Annotated in this window: 16 protein-coding genes; 11 read left to right on the top strand and 5 right to left on the bottom strand. The window is 73.8% G+C overall.

Annotated elements, in window-relative coordinates; all coding sequences use genetic code 11:
• The first annotated feature begins 6 nt into the window (after positions 1-6).
• Complete coding sequence (locus Sru02f_RS37540) at positions 7-888, top strand: DUF2797 domain-containing protein (RefSeq protein ID WP_167469262.1); 882 nt, start codon at positions 7-9, stop codon at positions 886-888.
• 77 nt (positions 889-965) lie between these two features.
• Positions 966-1,874, top strand: coding sequence for an amidohydrolase family protein (locus Sru02f_RS37535; protein ID WP_109029078.1), 909 nt, complete (start codon positions 966-968; stop codon positions 1,872-1,874).
• Between the two features lie 52 nt (positions 1,875-1,926).
• Here Sru02f_RS37535 and Sru02f_RS37530 read toward each other — a convergent pair whose 3' ends face one another.
• Both Sru02f_RS37530 and Sru02f_RS37525 read right to left on the bottom strand, forming a co-directional pair.
• Positions 1,927-2,637, bottom strand: coding sequence for a metal-dependent transcriptional regulator (locus tag Sru02f_RS37530; RefSeq protein ID WP_109029077.1), 711 nt, complete (start codon positions 2,635-2,637; stop codon positions 1,927-1,929).
• Positions 2,638-2,645: 8 nt separating this feature from the next.
• On the bottom strand, positions 2,646-3,179 hold the full coding sequence (locus Sru02f_RS37525) for a YbhB/YbcL family Raf kinase inhibitor-like protein (protein WP_109029076.1): 534 nt from the start codon (positions 3,177-3,179) through the stop codon (positions 2,646-2,648).
• Positions 3,180-3,280: 101 nt separating this feature from the next.
• Between Sru02f_RS37525 and Sru02f_RS37520 the strand changes: the two genes are divergently transcribed.
• From Sru02f_RS37520 to Sru02f_RS37490, 7 genes are all read left to right on the top strand, one after another.
• Entirely contained in the window at positions 3,281-3,973 is a 693-nt protein-coding gene (locus tag Sru02f_RS37520; protein ID WP_109029075.1) for a GntR family transcriptional regulator, read from the top strand.
• 134 nt (positions 3,974-4,107) lie between these two features.
• Positions 4,108-4,848 (top strand): response regulator transcription factor, encoded by a 741-nt coding sequence (locus tag Sru02f_RS37515; protein ID WP_030863629.1) that lies wholly within the window; start codon positions 4,108-4,110, stop codon positions 4,846-4,848.
• Positions 4,845-6,419, top strand: coding sequence for a sensor histidine kinase (locus tag Sru02f_RS37510; protein ID WP_109029073.1), 1,575 nt, complete (start codon positions 4,845-4,847; stop codon positions 6,417-6,419). Before Sru02f_RS37515 ends, Sru02f_RS37510 begins: the two co-directional genes overlap by 4 nt.
• Positions 6,420-6,433: 14 nt before the next feature.
• The gene (locus Sru02f_RS37505) at positions 6,434-7,768 is read left to right on the top strand and encodes a bifunctional glycosyltransferase family 2/GtrA family protein (RefSeq protein WP_109029072.1); all 1,335 of its coding nucleotides are present in this window, start codon (positions 6,434-6,436) and stop codon (positions 7,766-7,768) included.
• Entirely contained in the window at positions 7,765-9,978 is a 2,214-nt protein-coding gene (locus Sru02f_RS37500; protein WP_109029071.1) for an ArnT family glycosyltransferase, read from the top strand. The genes Sru02f_RS37505 and Sru02f_RS37500 overlap by 4 nt, the downstream gene beginning before the upstream one ends.
• Before the next feature lie 61 nt (positions 9,979-10,039).
• Positions 10,040-11,548, top strand: a complete 1,509-nt coding sequence (locus Sru02f_RS37495) for an MFS transporter (protein WP_109029070.1) — start codon at positions 10,040-10,042, stop codon at positions 11,546-11,548.
• Positions 11,549-11,710: 162 nt separating this feature from the next.
• Complete coding sequence (locus Sru02f_RS37490) at positions 11,711-12,469, top strand: TetR/AcrR family transcriptional regulator (RefSeq protein WP_109029069.1); 759 nt, start codon at positions 11,711-11,713, stop codon at positions 12,467-12,469.
• Between the two features lie 69 nt (positions 12,470-12,538).
• Here Sru02f_RS37490 and Sru02f_RS37485 read toward each other — a convergent pair whose 3' ends face one another.
• Both Sru02f_RS37485 and Sru02f_RS37480 read right to left on the bottom strand, forming a co-directional pair.
• Entirely contained in the window at positions 12,539-13,009 is a 471-nt protein-coding gene (locus tag Sru02f_RS37485) for a PPOX class F420-dependent oxidoreductase (protein ID WP_109029068.1), read from the bottom strand.
• Positions 13,010-13,018: 9 nt separating this feature from the next.
• Positions 13,019-13,429: an STAS domain-containing protein gene (locus Sru02f_RS37480; protein WP_109029067.1), complete on the bottom strand. Its 411-nt coding sequence runs from the start codon at positions 13,427-13,429 to the stop codon at positions 13,019-13,021.
• 238 nt (positions 13,430-13,667) lie between these two features.
• Between Sru02f_RS37480 and Sru02f_RS37475 the strand changes: the two genes are divergently transcribed.
• The gene (locus Sru02f_RS37475; protein ID WP_167469260.1) at positions 13,668-14,417 is read left to right on the top strand and encodes an ANTAR domain-containing protein; all 750 of its coding nucleotides are present in this window, start codon (positions 13,668-13,670) and stop codon (positions 14,415-14,417) included.
• An 18-nt stretch (positions 14,418-14,435) separates the two neighbouring features.
• A complete protein-coding gene (locus tag Sru02f_RS37470) occupies positions 14,436-15,215 on the top strand; it encodes a GAF and ANTAR domain-containing protein (protein WP_109029065.1) in 780 nt (259 codons plus the stop codon).
• On the opposite strand, the gene Sru02f_RS37465 is transcribed toward Sru02f_RS37470, so the two are convergent.
• Positions 15,198-16,019 (bottom strand): YceI family protein, encoded by an 822-nt coding sequence (locus tag Sru02f_RS37465; RefSeq protein ID WP_109029064.1) that lies wholly within the window; start codon positions 16,017-16,019, stop codon positions 15,198-15,200. The genes Sru02f_RS37470 and Sru02f_RS37465 overlap by 18 nt on opposite strands.
• Positions 16,020-16,084: the final 65 nt, after the last annotated feature.

The raw sequence follows: 16,084 nt of genomic DNA, 5'->3' as shown, positions 1-16,084 counted from the left end.
GTGGGGATGGCACAGGCATGGAAGTGCGCGGGGCTGCGGTGGGCGGCGGACGGTCCCGTGCTGACGTGGGTCGGGGGCCGGCGCAGTGCGCTGGTCCGGGGGAAGCGGGTGGCCTTCGGCGTCGCCGAGGGGGGTGTGCGGACGTGCGTGGGAGCGCGGGGACACGCGTGTCCGGTACGGGCCGGGGTGTCGGGGCGCAGTACGGGGGCGCGGTGCGAGGAGTGCGCACGCCTTGACCGGGCCCACTCGGTGGCCGCCGACACCATGGCCGACGATCCGCGGCCGTACCACGTCTATCTGGCCTGGTTCGGTCCCGGCCTCGTCAAGGTGGGGATCACCGCGTACGAACGGGGGTCCGCCCGGCTGCTGGAGCAGGGGGCCGTGTGCTTCAGCTGGCTGGGGTGCGGTCCGCTGATGGCCGCGCGCCGGACCGAGGAGCTGCTGCGGGCCGCGCTGGGCGTGCCCGACCGCATCCCGTACGCCCACAAGCGCGCGGTGCGGGACGCCCTGCCCGAGTCGGAGGCGGAGCGGGCGGCCGAGATCGCCGGGCTGCACGCGCGGGCGGTGGCGCTCGGCGGCTGGCCCGAGGCGCTGACGCCGGAGCCGTTCCGGGGTGTCGACCACGCGGGCGTCTTCGGGATCGCGGGCGCGGAGCGCGGGCCGGCCGCCGTGGCGGAGGTCGCCGAGCTGGTGGCGGGCGGCGCGATCGGGGGTGAGCTGGTGGCGGCCGCCGGGCCCGATCTGCATCTGGCGACGGAGCGGGGGGTCGTCGTGCTCGACACACGGCTGATGACGGGGTGGGAGCTGGTGTCGGCCGGGGGCGAGCCGTGTGCGGTGCCCCTGCGGGAGATCAGACGAGCGCCGGGAGTACAGGACGGGCTGTTCTGACCTCGTCCCCTCGCCCCCTCGCCTCCTCGTCCCCTCGCCCCCTTGTCCAGGTGAGCGCGGGGCGCGATCGTGGCCGCATGAGTGATCACGAAGTCGGGCAGGTCCGCCGGTTCTGGGAGGGGCTCGGGCTGCCCGGGCTGGTCGACGTGCACACGCACTTCATGCCCGAGCGGGTGCTGCGCAAGGTCTGGGCCTACTTCGACGCCCTCGGGCCGCTGACCGGCGGGGTCGAGTGGCCGATCACCTACCGGCACGAGGAGGACGAACGCGCGGAGCTGCTGCGCAGGTTCGGGGTGCGGGCCTTCACCGCCATGCTCTATCCGCACAAGGCGGGCATGGCCCAGTGGCTGAACGACTGGGCGGTGGACTTCGCCCGCCGCACGCCCGACTGCCTGCACACCTCCACCCTCTTCCCCGAACCGGGCGTCGAGACGTACGTGCGCCGGGCCGTCGAGGCGGGGGCGCGGGTCTTCAAGGCGCACGTGCAGGTGGGGGCGTACGACCCGGCCGACGAGCTGCTCGACCCGGCGTGGGGGGTGCTCGCCGAGGCGGGGACACCGGTCGTCGTCCACTGCGGTTCGGGGCCGGCGCCCGGCAAGCACACCGGGCCCGAGCCGATCGCCCGGGTCCTGGCCCGCCACCCGCGGCTGCGGCTGGTCGTGGCGCACCTCGGGATGCCCGAGTACGAGGACTTCCTGGACCTCGCCGAGCGGTACGGGGAGGTGCGGCTGGACACGACCATGGCGTTCACCGACTTCAGCGAGCGTCTCGCGCCCTTCCCGCGCCGGGCGCTGCCCCGGCTGGCGGACCTCGGCGACCGGGTCCTGCTCGGCACCGACTTCCCCAACATCCCGTATCCCTACCTGCATCAACTGCACGCCCTGGAGCGGCTGGAGCTGGGAGACGCGTGGCTGCGCGGGGTGTGCCACGACAACGCGGCCCGGCTGTTCGGGCTGCCGGAGAGCCGGGAGAGCCAGTGGAGCTGAGGGGCGTCCCCGGTGGGCACCGGCCGCCGGAACCGGTCGGTGCCCACCGGGGTCAGAGCGGGGCGACGAAGACGTGCGCGGCGGTACGTGCGGGGAGCCGGGCGGTCCGGCCGTCGCTGCCGACCCGCACACCGCCGGGCCACGGCGTGACGCGCACGACCGCGCCGGGCCGCACCCCGGCCCGCCGCAGGGCGGCCAGCAGGCCACCGTCGGCCTGGACCGGCTCCCCGATGCGCCGGACGACCGCGCTCACGCCGTCCGGCCCGGGGCGCAGGTCACCGAGGCTGACCGTGCTCCCGGCGGCGGCGGCGGGGGCGGACGGGCGCGGCGCCGCGGGGTTCGCCCCGCCCAGTTCCTCCAGGCCCGGGATCGGGTTGCCGTAGGGCGACTCGGTCGGGTGCCGCAGCAGGCGCAGGAGGCGGCGTTCGACGGCGTCGCTCATCACGTGCTCCCAGCGGCAGGCCTCGGCGTGGACCTGCTCCCACTCCAGGCCGATCACGTCGACGAGCAGGCACTCCGCGAGCCGGTGCTTGCGCATCACACGCGTCGCCAGCCGCCTGCCCGTGTCGGTCAGCTCCAGATGCCGGTCGGCGGCGATCCGCAGCAGGCCGTCGCGTTCCATGCGGGCGACGGTCTGGCTCACGGTGGGGCCGCTCTGGTCCAGGTGCTCGGCGATGCGGGCGCGCAGCGGGACCACGCCCTCCTCCTCGAGTTCCAGGACGGTGCGGAGGTACATCTCCGTGGTGTCGATGAGCCTGGACACGCGGTGGGTCAGGCGGAGGTCTCGGCGGTGACGGTCAGGACCGCGCGGCCGAGGATGTGCCCGGCCATGGTGAAGCCGAGGACGGCCGGGGTGGCGTCGGCCGGGACGCCGATGGACTCGACGTCCAGGGCGTGCACCACCACGAAGTACCGGTGCGGGCCGTGCCCGGCCGGCGGGGCGGCGCCGATGTAGCGGGCGGCGCGGGCGTCGTTGGGGAGCTGGAAGGCGCCCTCGGGCAGACCCGCGCCGCTGTCGTCGCCGGCGCCCTCGGGCAGCTCGGTGACGGCGGCCGGGATGTCGGCGACCGCCCAGTGCCAGAACCCGGAGCCGGTGGGGGCGTCGGGGTCGTAGACGGTGACGGCGTAGCTCCGGGTGCCCTCCGGCGCGCCGCTCCACGACAGCTGCGGGGAGACGTCCTTGCCGCCGGGGACGCCGGAGGAGTGCTGCGCGGGCGGCCAGGCGGCGCCGTCGGCGACGGTCGTGCTGGTGAGGGTGAAGGAGGCCGCCTCGGGGAGGCGGGCGAACGGGTCGTTGGCGCTCATCGCGTCGTTCCTTTCGGCCGGGCCGGTCCGTGTGGGCCGGCCGCTGCAATCGACCATAACACTGATAATCGATTATCCAAGCGATCGTCTATGCTGCTCCTATGACTCAGACCGGCCCCACGTCGCCCCAGCCGCCCCCGCCGGCGGGCAAGCGGATGCTCTCCGAGCAGGTCTACGCCCATCTGCGGGACGCGATCATGCGCGGCGACCACGCCCCCGGTGCCGCCCTCAAGCCGCAGGACCTCGCCAAGGAGCAGGGCGTGAGCCTGGCCGTGGTGCGCGAGGCCCTCGTGCGGGTGGTCGGGGACGGGCTCGCCGACCGGCTGCCCAACCGCGGCTTCGCCGTCCCGGCCTACTCCGACCGGCGCTGGCAGGAGATCGCGGAGGCCCGCCGCACCATCGAACCGGTCCTGCTGCGCATGTCCGTCGAGCGCGGCGACGTCGACTGGGAGGCCCGGGTGCGCGCCGCCCACCACCGGCTGTCCCGCACGCCCGCGTACACGCCTCAGGAGGGCGAGTACTACAGCGAGGCGTGGTCCGAGGCGCACCGGCTCTTCCACCGCGCCCTGATGGAGGGCTGCGGCAACCCCGTGCTGCTGGAGACCTTCGACCGGCTGTGGACGGCGAGCGAACTGGCCCGCCGCTGGTCCACGCACCGCAATCCCGGCCGGGACGGCGTCGAGGAACACCGCCGGCTGGAGGAGGCGGCGCTGGCCCGCGACGCCGACACCGCCGCCGAGGTGCTGGTCCGGCACCTCACCCTCACGGCCGAGGGCCTGACCGCGGCGGGCTGACGGACGGTGGCGAAGGGTCGACGGGCGGCGGCGGAGGGCTGACGGACGGTGCCCGCGCGGTGCCCGTGCGTTTCTCAGAGAAATCACAGGTTGGGGAAAGGGCCTTCTCAGAGCGTCCCGACAAGGTGACCGCTATGACCACGACCTCGCCCCAGGGGCGCACCGAACTGCTGAGGCCGGACGGGAGCCCCGTCCGGGTGCTTGTAGTGGACGACGAGCAGTCCATCACCGAACTGCTGTCCATGGCCCTGCGCTACGAGGGCTGGCAGATCCGCAGCGCGGGCGACGGCCACGGCGCCGTCCAGACCGCGCGCGACTTCCGGCCCGACGCCGTCGTACTGGACATGATGCTGCCCGACATGGACGGCCTGAGCGTGCTGGGGCGGCTGCGCCGCGACCTGCCGGACGTGCCGGTGCTGTTCCTGACCGCCAAGGACGCCGTGGAGGACCGGATCGCCGGGCTGACCGCGGGCGGCGACGACTACGTCACCAAGCCGTTCAGCCTGGAGGAGGTCGTCGCCCGGCTGCGCGGTCTGATCCGCCGCTCCGGCGCCGCCGACCGGCGCTCCGACTCCGTCCTCGTCGTCGGCGACCTCACCCTCGACGAGGACAGCCACGAGGTCACCCGGAGCGGCGACGGCATCCACCTCACCGCCACCGAGTTCGAGCTGCTGCGCTTCCTGATGCGCAACCCCCGGCGGGTGCTGAGCAAGGCGCAGATCCTGGACCGCGTGTGGTCCTACGACTTCGGCGGCCAGGCCAACGTCGTGGAGCTGTACATCTCCTACCTGCGCCGGAAGATCGACGCGGGGCGCGAGCCGATGATCCACACCCGGCGCGGCGCCGGATACCTGATCAAGCCCGCGGTCTCGTGAGCGGGCGGCGACGACCGCGGCCGCGCACCCTGCGGACGCGGCTCGTCGTCGCGTCCGTGGCGCTGATCGCGGTGGTGTGCGCGGTGATCGGCACGGTGACGACGGTCGCGCTGCGCTCGCACCTGTACGAGCAGTTGGACGGCCAGGTGCGCGAGGTCGCGGCCCGGGTGTCCGGCTTCGGCCCGCCGGGCGAACCGGGGCCCGGCGGCGGGGTGAAGCAGCGGATGGACCTCGACGACTTCGTCACGCACGGCGGTCCGCAGCCGCGCGACACGATCGTCGCCGAGACCCGCGACGGTGCCGTCGTCGACGCCAAGTACGGCGAGAAGGACGACGAGAGCACGGACCCCAGCGGGACGACGGCGGTCTCCCTCGACGAGGGCCAGCGCACCGCGCTCGCCTCCGTCCCCCGGGACGGGGAGGCGCACACCGTGGAGATCCCGGGCCTCGGTGACTACCGGGTCGAGTACCACGACGGCTACTACGCCGCTCTGCCCACCTCCGACGTCGACGGCACCATCAGCACCCTGATCCTCGTGGAGGCCAGCGTCACGGCCGCGGGCCTCGTCGCCGCCTCCCTCGCCGGGGCCGTCATCGTCGGCGTCGCCACCCGCCCCCTGCGCCGGGTCGCGGCCACCGCCGGCCGGGTCTCCGAACTGCCGCTGCACGCGGGCGAGGTGAACCTCGACGAACGGGTCCCGGAGTCCGAGTGCGACCCGCACACCGAGGTCGGCCGGGTCGGCTCCGCGCTCAACCGGCTGCTCGACCACGTGCACGGAGCCCTGCACGCACGGCAGCAGAGCGAGACGCGGGTACGGCAGTTCGTCGCCGACGCCAGCCACGAGCTGCGCACCCCGCTCGCCTCCATCCGCGGCTACGCCGAACTCACCCGCCGGGGACGCGAACAGGTCGGCCCCGACACCCGGCACGCGCTGGGCCGCATCGAGTCCGAGGCCGGCCGCATGACCCTGCTGGTCGAGGACCTGCTGCTGCTCGCCCGCCTGGACGCGGGACGCCCGCTGGAGTTCGGCCCCACCGACCTCGTACCGCTGGTCGTGGACACCGTCAGCGACGCCCGCGCGGCCGGTCTCGACCACACCTGGCGGCTGGACCTGCCCGAGGAACCGGCCCTGGTGTCGGCGGACCCGGCCCGGCTCCAGCAGGTGCTGGTCAACCTGCTGGGCAACGCCCGCAACCACACCCCGCCGGGCACGACCGTCACCGCGCGCGTGCGACGCGACGGGCCGTGGCTGTGCGTGGACGTGGCGGACAACGGGCCGGGCATCCCGGCCGAGTTGCTGCCGCGCGTCTTCGAACGGTTCGCGCGCGGGGACTCCGCGCGGTCCCGTGCGACCGGCTCGACCGGCCTCGGGCTCGCCATCGTGCAGGCCGTGACGGCCGCGCACGGCGGTGGTGTGACGGTGGACAGCGCGCCGGGCCGGACGGTCTTCACCGTGTATCTCCCCGCGGTCCACGACCGGTCCCTGTCCGCGGTCAACGACCGGTCGGACGGGCGAGCGTTCTCACAGGCACAGCACAGCACCACCACACGGGTGCGACAGGGGAGTTGAGAAGAGTCGGTCCCATGCGAACCGACTCTTCTCCCGGCTCCCTGCCGGCGCGGGAGCACCTCCCGGCCGCAGGAGCCGGTACGCCTGTCCTGGACGTAGTGGTCCCCGTCTACAACGAGGAGAAGGACCTCGGGCCGTGCGTCCGGAGACTGCACGAGCACCTCAACCGGACGTTCCCCTACGCCTTCCGCATCACGGTCGCCGACAACGCCTCCACGGACGGCACCCCGCGGGTCGCGGCCCGTCTGGCGGCCGACCTCGCGGCGGTCAGGTCGGTCCGGCTGGAGCAGAAGGGGCGCGGCCGGGCCCTCCGGACCGTCTGGTCGGCCTCGGACGCCCCGGTCCTCGCCTACATGGACGTGGACCTCTCCACCGACCTGAACGCGCTGCTGCCGCTGGTGGCGCCGCTGATCTCCGGCCACTCGGACCTCGCGATCGGCTCCCGGCTCGCCCGCAGCTCACGGGTGGTGCGCGGGGCCAAACGGGAGTTCATCTCCCGCACCTACAACCTCATCCTGCGCGGCTCCCTCCAGGCCCGCTTCTCCGACGCCCAGTGCGGCTTCAAGGCCATCCGCCGGGACGTGGCCCAGGTGCTGCTGCCGCTGGTGGAGGACACCGGCTGGTTCTTCGACACCGAGATGCTGGTGCTGGCCGAACGCGCCGGGTGCCGGATCCACGAGGTGCCCGTCGACTGGGTCGACGACCCGGACTCCACCGTGCACATCGTGCGGACGGCGACCGAGGACCTCAAGGGCGTGTGGCGGGTCGGCAGGGCCCTGGCCACCGGTTCCCTCCCCCTGGACCGGCTGGCCCGCCCCTTCGGCGACGATCCGCGCGACCGCGACCTGACCGGCGTACCGCAGGGACTGGCCCGGCAGCTCGTCGGCTTCTGCGTGGTCGGCGCCCTGTCCACCCTCTTCTACCTGCTCCTCTACAGCGGCTTCCGGCACTTCGCCGGTTCCCAGCTCGCCAACGCGCTCGCGCTGCTGGTCTCGGCGGTCGCCAACACCGCCGCCAACCGGCGGCTGACCTTCGGGGTGCGGGGCCGGGGCGGCGCCGTGCGGCACCAGGCGCAGGGGCTGGTCGTCTTCGGCATCGGCCTGGCGCTGACCAGCGGTTCGCTGGCGGCCCTGAGCGCGGCGACCGCCCACCCGGACCACTCCACCGAGCTGGCGGTGCTGATCGCCGCCAACCTCGCCGCCACCGTGCTGCGCTTCCTGCTCTTCCGCGCCTGGGTGTTCCCGGACGCGCAGCCCACGACCCACACGCCGGACCCCCACCTTCCGGACCCCCACCTTCCGGACCCGCACCTTCCCGACCCGCATCGCACCTGGAGCGACGCCCGATGACGACGCACTACGACCCGACCACGCACGCCGACGGCACGCCCACCCCCGTCGGCGAGGACGGGGGACCGCCGTCCGCGGCGCCGCCCGCCCACCGGCAGCCCCGGCCTTCGCGGCGGCCCCGGCTCGCCCGGGTCTGGCGCGGCCGCCCCGAGGACCCCCGCTGGGTACGCCCAGCCTTCCTCGGCCTCCTGCTGGCCACCGCCCTCCTCTACCTCTACAACCTGAGCGCCTCCGGCTACGCCAACTCCTTCTACTCGGCGGCCGTACAGGCGGGCAGCCAGTCCTGGAAGGCGTTCTTCTTCGGCTCGCTCGACGCGGGCAACGCCATCACCGTCGACAAGCCCCCGGCCGCGCTGTGGCCGATGGCGCTGGCGGTGCGGATCTTCGGCCTCTCCTCCTGGTCGATCCTCGTGCCCGAGGTGCTCATGGGGGTGGGCACGGTCGCCGTCGTGTACGCGGCCGTCCGCCGCCGGTTCAGCCCCGCGGCCGGACTGATCGCGGGCGCCGTGCTCGCGCTCACGCCCGTCGCCGCGCTGATGTTCCGGTTCAACAACCCGGACGCGCTCCTCGCCCTGTTGATGTCCGTCGCCTGCTACCTCGTCGTACGGGCGCTGGAGGACGGCCGGAGCAAGTGGCTGGTCTGGGCGGGCGCGGCGATCGGCTTCGCGTTCCTGGCGAAGACCCTCCAGGCCTTCCTGATCCTGCCCGCCCTCGCCCTGGTCTACGGCGTCTGCGCGCCGGTGCGGCTCAGGAAGCGCCTCGGCCAGCTCGCGCTGGCGACCGCCGCGATCGTCGTCTCCGGCGGCTGGTGGGTCGCGGTCGTCGAGCTGTGGCCGGCGTCGTCCCGCCCGTACATCGGCGGCTCGCAGAACAACAGCTTCCTGGAGCTGACCTTCGGCTACAACGGCCTCGGCCGCCTCAACGGCGAGGAGACCGGCAGCGTCGGCGGCGGGGGCGGCGGCATGGGCGGCGGCGGTGGCGGACAGTGGGGCGAGACCGGCTGGGACCGGATGTTCAACTCGGAGATCGGCGGCCAGATCTCCTGGCTGCTCCCGGCCGCCCTGATCCTGCTCGTCGCGGGCCTGGTCGCCACCCGCCGCGCCGCCCGCACGGACGGAGCACGCGCGTCCTTCCTGGTCTGGGGCGGCTCGCTGCTGATGACGGCGGCCGTCTTCAGCTACATGGCCGGCATCTTCCACCAGTACTACACGGTGGCCCTCGCGCCGTACCTGGCGGCCGTGACCGGCATGGGCGCCGCGACGCTGTGGGAACGCCGCGAGCGGCCCTGGGCGTCGATCGCCCTCGCCGCCGCCGTCACGGCGAGCGCGGCCTGGGGATACGTGCTGCTCAACCGGACGCCCGACTACCTCCCCTGGCTGAAGGTGCCGGTCCTGGTCGGCGGCCTGGTCGCCGCGCTGGGGCTGGTCTTCGCGGGGCGGCTGGGGAGGCGGACCGCCCTCGCGGCGGCGGGCCTCGGACTCGTGGCCGCGCTGGCCGCACCCACCGCGTACACGCTGAGCACCGTGCGGGAGGGGCACAGCGGCTCCATCGTCACGGCCGGTCCGGCCGGCGCGAGCATGGGCGGCGGCCCCGGCGGCGGCCGCTTCCCGGGCGGCGGGAACCCCCCTGGTCAGGGTCAGGGTCAGGGACAAGGACAGGGACAGGGACAGGGCGGGCCCGGTGGCGGCGGCTTCCCCGGCGGCGGCACCGCTCCGGGCGCCGGAGGCACCAACCAGAACGGCCAGACGCCCAACGGCCAGGCACCGAACGGCCAGAACGGCGGTCCGGCCGGCGGCCCGACCGGCGAGGGCGGCCGTACGGGCGCGGGCGGCGGCGGCATGGGCGGCCTGCTCAACGGCGCCGAAGTGGGCTCCGAGGCGAAGAAGCTGCTGGAGACCGACGCCGACGCGTACACCTGGGCCGCCGCCGCGATCGGCTCCCAGAACGCCGCGAGCTACCAGCTCGGCACCGGCGCCCCGGTGATGGCGATCGGCGGCTTCAACGGCACCGACCCGTCGCCGACCCTGGCCCAGTTCAAGAAGTACGTGGCGGACGGCCGGATCCACTACTTCATCGGTGGCGGCGCGGGGGGTGGCATGGGCGGCGACTCCGGTAGCGCGTCCCAGATCACCTCATGGGTCGAGGACAACTTCAAGGAGGTCACGGTCGGCTCGGCCACCTTCTACGACCTGACGTCGCCGACGGCCTGACCGCCGTCCCGGACGGGAAACCGTTGTACAGCGTATAGGGCTCTCCTATACGCTGTACAACATGTCGACGTCACCCCAGGAATCCGCCGAGGAACGCGAACGGGAACCCGCACCCCCGGTCCAGGGCCACCCGCAGCGCTGGCTGATCCTCGGCGTCATCAGCCTCGCCCAGCTCACGGTGGTCCTGGACAACACCGTGCTGAACGTGGCCATCCCCTCGCTCACCAACGAGCTGGGCGCGGCCACCTCCGACATCCAGTGGATGATCAACGCCTACTCGCTGGTCCAGTCCGGCCTGCTGCTCACCGCGGGCAGCGCGGCCGACCGGTACGGCCGCAAGAAGATGCTGGCCACCGGCCTCGCCCTGTTCGGGGCCGGCTCGCTGGCGGCCGGGCTCGCGGAGACCACCGAGCAGTTGATCGCGGCGCGGGCCGGCATGGGCGTCGGCGGTGCCCTGCTGCTGACCACCACGCTGGCCGTGGTCATGCAGATCTTCGCGCCCGCCGAGCACGCCAAGGCCATCGGCATCTGGAGCGCGGTCAGCGCGCTCGGCTTCGCCTGCGGGCCGCTGATCGGCGGCTTCGTGCTGGACCACTTCTGGTGGGGTGCGATCTTCCTGATCAACCTGCCGGTGGTGGCCCTCGGCCTGGTCGCGGTCGTGACCCTGGTCCCGGAGTCGAAGAACCGGCAGGGCGACCGCCCCGACCTGCTCGGCGCCCTCCTCTCCACGATCGGCATGGCCGCGCTCGTCTACGCGATCATCTCCGGCCCGGAGCACGGCTGGACGTCGGGCCGGGTCCTGGCCACCGCCGCCGTCGCCGTGGGCGTGCTCGCGCTCTTCGCCTACTGGGAGAGCCGCGTCCCGTACCCGATGCTCGACCTCACCTTCTTCCGCGACCAGCGGTTCACCGGCGCGGTGGCCGGTCTCGTGCTGATCACCTTCGGCATGGGCGGTGCGCTGTTCCTGCTCACCCAGCACCTGCAGTTCGTGCTCGGGTACGGCCCGCTGGAGGCCGGGCTGCGGACCGCGCCGCTGGCCCTGACGGTGGTGCTGCTGAACTTCTCCGGGGTGGCGGCGAAGTGGCTGGCCAGGCTCGGCACGCCGGTGGCGGTGCTGCTGAGCATGGTGCTGATGGCGGCGGGCCTGGTGGCCATCGCCACGCTGACCGGGCACGGCTACGCCGGCACGCTGCTGGGACTGCTGCTGATCGGCGTGGGGTGCGCGCTCGGCAACCCGGCGATGGCCCACGCGCTGATGAGCGCGATCCCGCCGGCCAAGGCCGGGGTCGGCGCGGGCGTCAACGGCACGCTGGCCGAGTTCGGCAACGGGCTGGGCGTGGCCGTCCTCGGGGCGGTGCTGAACTCCCGGTTCGCGGCGCTGGCGCCGGTCGCGGCGACGTCGCTGCCGGCGGCGTTGGCCTCGGCGCGGGGAGAGGGGGAGCGGGACCGGGTCCTGGACGCGTTCTCCTCCGGAGTGGAGAGCAGCCAGTTGGTGGGAGCGGTGGCGGTGCTGCTGGGCGGAGTGGTGGCGGCGGTGTTGTTGCGGCGGGCGGAGCGGGTGGGCGGCTGAGGGGGCGGGTGCCTGAGGGGGCGGGGAGTGGGGGCATGTTCACGGCCGCGGGTCGGCCGGGGCTGGTCGCGCCCGCGCGGCGGAGCCGCATATCGTCACGCCCCGCGCCCCTTTCAGGGGCGCCTAGCATGACCGGTGACGGTGAGAGCGAGGTAGGCGCGCATGGCGAAGGCAGGGCGGGAGGGGCCGCGGGACAGCGTGTGGCTGTCGGGGGAGGGGCGGCGCGGCGGTCGCCGTGGGGGGCAGCCGTCCGGGCTCGACCGGGACCGGATCACCGGGGTCACCGTCCGGCTGCTGGACGCCGAGGGCCTGACGGGGTTCTCGATGCGCCGCCTGGCCGCCGAGCTGAACGTCACCGCCATGTCCGTGTACTGGTACGTCGACACCAAGGACCAGCTGCTCGAGCTAGCCCTGGACGCCGTCTTCGGCGAGCTGCGCCACCCGGACCCGGACGCCGGGCTCGACTGGCGCGAGGAGCTGCGGGCCCTGGCGCGGGAGAACCGGGCGCTGCTGGTGCGCCATCCCTGGTCGTCCCGGCTGGTCGGCACCTACCTCAACATCGGGCCGCACTCGCTGGCCTTCTCCCGCGCGGTGCAGAACGTCGTGCGCCGCAGCGGGCTGCCCGCGCACCGCCTGACCGGCGCCATCTCGGCCGTCTTCCAGTTCGTCTACGGCTACGGCACCATCGAGGGCCGCTTCCTCGCCCGGGTGGCGGACACCGGGCTGAGTCCGGAGGAGTACTTCCAGGACTCGATGACCGCGGTGACCGAGGTGCCGGACACCGCGGGCGTCATCGAGGACGCGCAGGACATCATGGCGGCCCGGGGCGGCGACACCGTGGCGGAGATGCTGGACCGGGACTTCGAGTTCGCCCTCGACCTGCTCGTCGCGGGCATCGACGCGATGGTCGAACAGGCCTGACCGACCCGGCGCCGGCCGTTCCCTCCGGCGCCGACGGTCCAGCCCGGTGTGCGGCCTCCGGGGCAGGCCCTAGTCGTCCGCCGCCAGCCGCGCCGGGAAACCGCCCGTCGCCACCGGCCCCCACTTCTCCGGTGTCACCCGGACGATGGACTTGCCCTGCTTGACCATGGCCCGCCGGTACTCGTCCCAGTCGGGGTGCTCGCCGGAGATGTTGCGGAAGTACTCCACGAGCGGCTCCACGGAGTCCGGCGCGTCGATGACCTCCGCGGTGCCGTCGATCTGGACCCACGGGCCGTTCCACTCGTCGCTGAGCACGATGAGGCTGACCCTCGGGTCGCGGCGCGCGTTGCGGGTCTTGGCCCGCTCGGGGTAGGTCGAGACGACGATCCGGCCGGCGTCGTCGACCCCGCAGGTCAGCGGCGAGCCCTGGGGGCTGCCGTCGGCCCGCCGGGTGAGCAGGATCGCCCGGTGCCGGGGGCGTACGAAGTCCAGCAACTCGTCCAGTGAGACACGGGTGTTCGTCGCGATGTTCGGTGCCATGCCGCCAGCCTAGGCCGCCGTGCCGCTCCCCGCCGTCCCGCTCCCGGCGATCCCGCTCGCGGTGCGCAGCGCCTCCGCGAGGTTGTCGTGGACCGGCACGTCGCGGCGCAGGTTGGAGAGTTCCAGGACGCGGCTCGGTACGCCCTTCGGGACGGCCACCACGCGCAGCGGAACGTGGTCGGGCAGCCGGCGGCGTACGGCCGCGACGAGGCGGACGCCCTGGGAGTCCATGAAACTGGTCGGGGAGAGATCCAGGACGAGCAGGCGCAGTCCGTCGGAGCGCTGCTCCACGGCGGTCATGATCAGGGGCAGCAGCCCCGCGGCATTGCAGAAGTCGATCTCGCCGGGCATCGCGAGCACGACGCACCCTGGCGGTTCACCCGGCTCACACGGCTCGCAGGGCTGGGGGAGGAAGGTCACAGCACTCACCTGACAGACGTCCGTCGGGCTTCCGGCCGGGCCGCTTCCTGACCCGGTCCCCATTGCACCATGCGGCGGGGCGGCGCGGAAGGCGCGCCGCTCGCCCGGCCGCGGGCCCGCCCGGACCGTCGGCCGAGCGTCACCGGCACGCAACCGAGCAGCTAAAGTGCTGTTCGTCCTGTGCTCGCAGTCGGGAATGTGCTGCGGAGCTCTCCTGCGCACGGCCGTGAGGCCGCGCTTGCCGAAGAGGTTCGTGGTGGCTGCGTCCGAATTTACTGATTTGCCGCGTTTTCCAGTGGGTTTCGAGCTGGCCGAAGCCCTGACCGCCGCGGCCGGTGAACTGCACGCGACGGGCTCCCCCGGCGACACCATGAACACCGCCGTCGCACTGGCGGTACGCCTGCTGCCCGAGGCCGAGCACGCGGCCATCTCGGAGATCCAGCGCGGCGGCCGGCTGCGTTCCCTCGCCTGGACCGACGAGACCGTGCGGTTTGCCGCCGATCCCCGGCAGGGCGGCCACACCCCGCACCCGGACTGGGAGCGCCTGTGGACCACGCCCGTGGTGCGGACGGACGACAGCGAGACCGACGGCGGCGGCAACGTCCTGTCCGGGCTCGGCCTGCGCTCCACGCTGTCCCTGCGGCTGCGCGCCGACCGGCGCCGGCTGACCGTGCTGACCGCGTACGCCCGCAAGCCGCAGGCCTTCGACGAGGACGCCACCCGCATCGGACGGCTGTTCACCGCGCACGTCTCCCTCGCCCTGGACTCGGCGACCGTGCGCGAGCAGCTCACCGAGGCGATGCGCACCCGGGACCTGATCGGCCAGGCCACCGGCATCCTGATGGAGCGTCTGGACATCGACGCGGGCGGCGCCTTCGAGTCCCTGGTGAAGGCCTCCCAGCGCGAGAACGTGAAGCTGCGCGACCTGGCCCGCCGCATCGTCGACGCCAACTCGGGTACGGGCGGCAGAGGCGTGACCGAGCGGTGACGGGACATCCGTACGGTCATGACCTCGCGGACCAGGGAAACGGACACGGGCCGAGACGCGGACACGAACCGGGCGACGGACGTCGACCGGGCGACGGACACGGACCGGATGTCGGCCACGCTCGACCACGCCATGGCCCGCAGCCAGGGTCTCGACACCCTGCTGCGTGATCTGACCGACCGGGCGGTCGTGCAGGTGCCCGGTGCCGTGGCCTGCTCGGTCACGGTGCGCCGCGCCGACCGGCTGATGACGCTGGCGGGCAGCACCGGCCTGCCCAGCGGCCTGGACCTGCGCCAGTACGAGAACGGCTCGGGCCCCTGCGTGGACGCCGCCGAGTCGGGGGACCCGAAGTACTCCGCCGACCTGGCCGAGGAGACGCGCTGGCCCGCGTACACGGAGTACGCGCTGGCCACCGGCGTGCGCTGTGTGCTGGCGCTGCCGCTGCCCATCGAGGGCGAGACGGGTGCGGCGCTCAACCTCTACGGCCTCGTGCCCGGTTCCCTGGCCCAGGGGCTGGACGCGGCCCGTGCCTTCGCGGAGCGGGCCGCGGACGCGGTGAACGAGGCCCTGCGCATCGAACGGCGGCAGGCCTCGGCGGCCGACGTGCGCACCGCCCTGCTCTCCCGCAGCGTCATAGACCAGGCGGTCGGCATGCTCATGGCCCGGGAGCGCATCGACGCCCACCGGGCCCTGGAGCGGCTGCGCCGGGCCTCACAGGACCGGAACGTCAAACTCCGGGACCTGTGCGCCCAGGTGGTGGCCCGGGCGTCCGGCAGTGCCTCACACCGCGGGCAGTGACTCCCCCTGGACCGCCTGGATGTCCAGCTCGACCCGGAGCGTCGTGCCGATGGCGGCGATGCCGGCCTGGACGACCTGGTTGTAGTTCATGGCGAAGTCCTCGCGGTGCAGCTCCGTCGTCGCGCGGAAGGCCGCCCGGGTGCCGCCCCAGGGGTCGGCCCCGGTCCCGAGGTAGGCCAGGTCCAGGTCGACCTCGCGGACGACCCCGTGCAGACCCAGCTCACCGTGGACGGTCCAGCGGTCCGGGCCCGCCTCCGAGACACCGGTGGAGCGGTAGGTGATCTCCGGGTGGCGCTCGACGTCCAGGAAGTCGGCCGAGCGCAGGTGGGTGTCGCGCATGCCGTTGCCGGTGTCGATGGAGGCCGCCTTGATCACCGCCTCCACCCGGGACTTGGTGACGTCGTCCGGGGCGATCTCGACGGTGGCGGCGAAGTCGGTGAAGCGGCCGCGCACGCTGGAGATGCCCAGGTGCTGCGCGACGGCGGCCACGCTGGAGTGCGCCGGGTCGACCGTCCACGGCCCCGGCGGGGGCAGTTCGGTGCCGCCCTGCCGGGCCAGCGTCACCGTGCCGACCTCGGCCCGGCCGCTCGCGGTGACGATCGCGCTGGAGGCGGCCGGCGCGTAGCCGACCGCGGTGACGATCACGGTGTACGCCCCCGGCGTCAGCGCGGTGGTGTCCCGCACGGCGCCCTCGGTGTCCGCCTCGGCGCGCAGCACCTGCGTGCCGGTCATGTCGGTCACCGTGACGACCGCGTGCGACACGGCCCATCCGTCCCGCGTTCGGATCCTCGCGGTCAGTCCCATCCCGTTTTCTCCCTGCAAAGGCTCAGAAAGTGGTCGTAAAGAAACCGGCCCGTGGTGGGCGGGCG

This window comes from Streptomyces rubrogriseus (assembly GCF_027947575.1).
Lineage (GTDB): Bacteria > Actinomycetota > Actinomycetes > Streptomycetales > Streptomycetaceae > Streptomyces > Streptomyces rubrogriseus.
The sequence above is the reverse complement of the archived record's forward strand: the minus strand, read 5'-3'. Positions and strand labels throughout refer to the sequence as shown.

Excerpts from the sequence above, each read along its gene's own strand:
- Sru02f_RS37515 (WP_030863629.1), top strand. The coding sequence starts at position 4,108 with ATGACCACGACCTCGCCCCAGGGGCGCACCGAACTGCTGAGGCCGGAC.
- Sru02f_RS37535 (WP_109029078.1), top strand. The coding sequence starts at position 966 with ATGAGTGATCACGAAGTCGGGCAGGTCCGCCGGTTCTGGGAGGGGCTC.
- Sru02f_RS37465 (WP_109029064.1), bottom strand. The coding sequence starts at position 16,019 with ATGGGACTGACCGCGAGGATCCGAACGCGGGACGGATGGGCCGTGTCG.
- Sru02f_RS37485 (WP_109029068.1), bottom strand. The coding sequence starts at position 13,009 with ATGGCACCGAACATCGCGACGAACACCCGTGTCTCACTGGACGAGTTG.
- Sru02f_RS37540 (WP_167469262.1), top strand. The coding sequence starts at position 7 with ATGGCACAGGCATGGAAGTGCGCGGGGCTGCGGTGGGCGGCGGACGGT.
- Sru02f_RS37495 (WP_109029070.1), top strand. The coding sequence starts at position 10,040 with ATGTCGACGTCACCCCAGGAATCCGCCGAGGAACGCGAACGGGAACCC.
- Sru02f_RS37520 (WP_109029075.1), top strand. The coding sequence starts at position 3,281 with ATGACTCAGACCGGCCCCACGTCGCCCCAGCCGCCCCCGCCGGCGGGC.
- Sru02f_RS37525 (WP_109029076.1), bottom strand. The coding sequence starts at position 3,179 with ATGAGCGCCAACGACCCGTTCGCCCGCCTCCCCGAGGCGGCCTCCTTC.
- Sru02f_RS37500 (WP_109029071.1), top strand. The coding sequence starts at position 7,765 with ATGACGACGCACTACGACCCGACCACGCACGCCGACGGCACGCCCACC.
- Sru02f_RS37470 (WP_109029065.1), top strand. The coding sequence starts at position 14,436 with ATGACCTCGCGGACCAGGGAAACGGACACGGGCCGAGACGCGGACACG.
- Sru02f_RS37490 (WP_109029069.1), top strand. The coding sequence starts at position 11,711 with ATGGCGAAGGCAGGGCGGGAGGGGCCGCGGGACAGCGTGTGGCTGTCG.
- Sru02f_RS37505 (WP_109029072.1), top strand. The coding sequence starts at position 6,434 with ATGCGAACCGACTCTTCTCCCGGCTCCCTGCCGGCGCGGGAGCACCTC.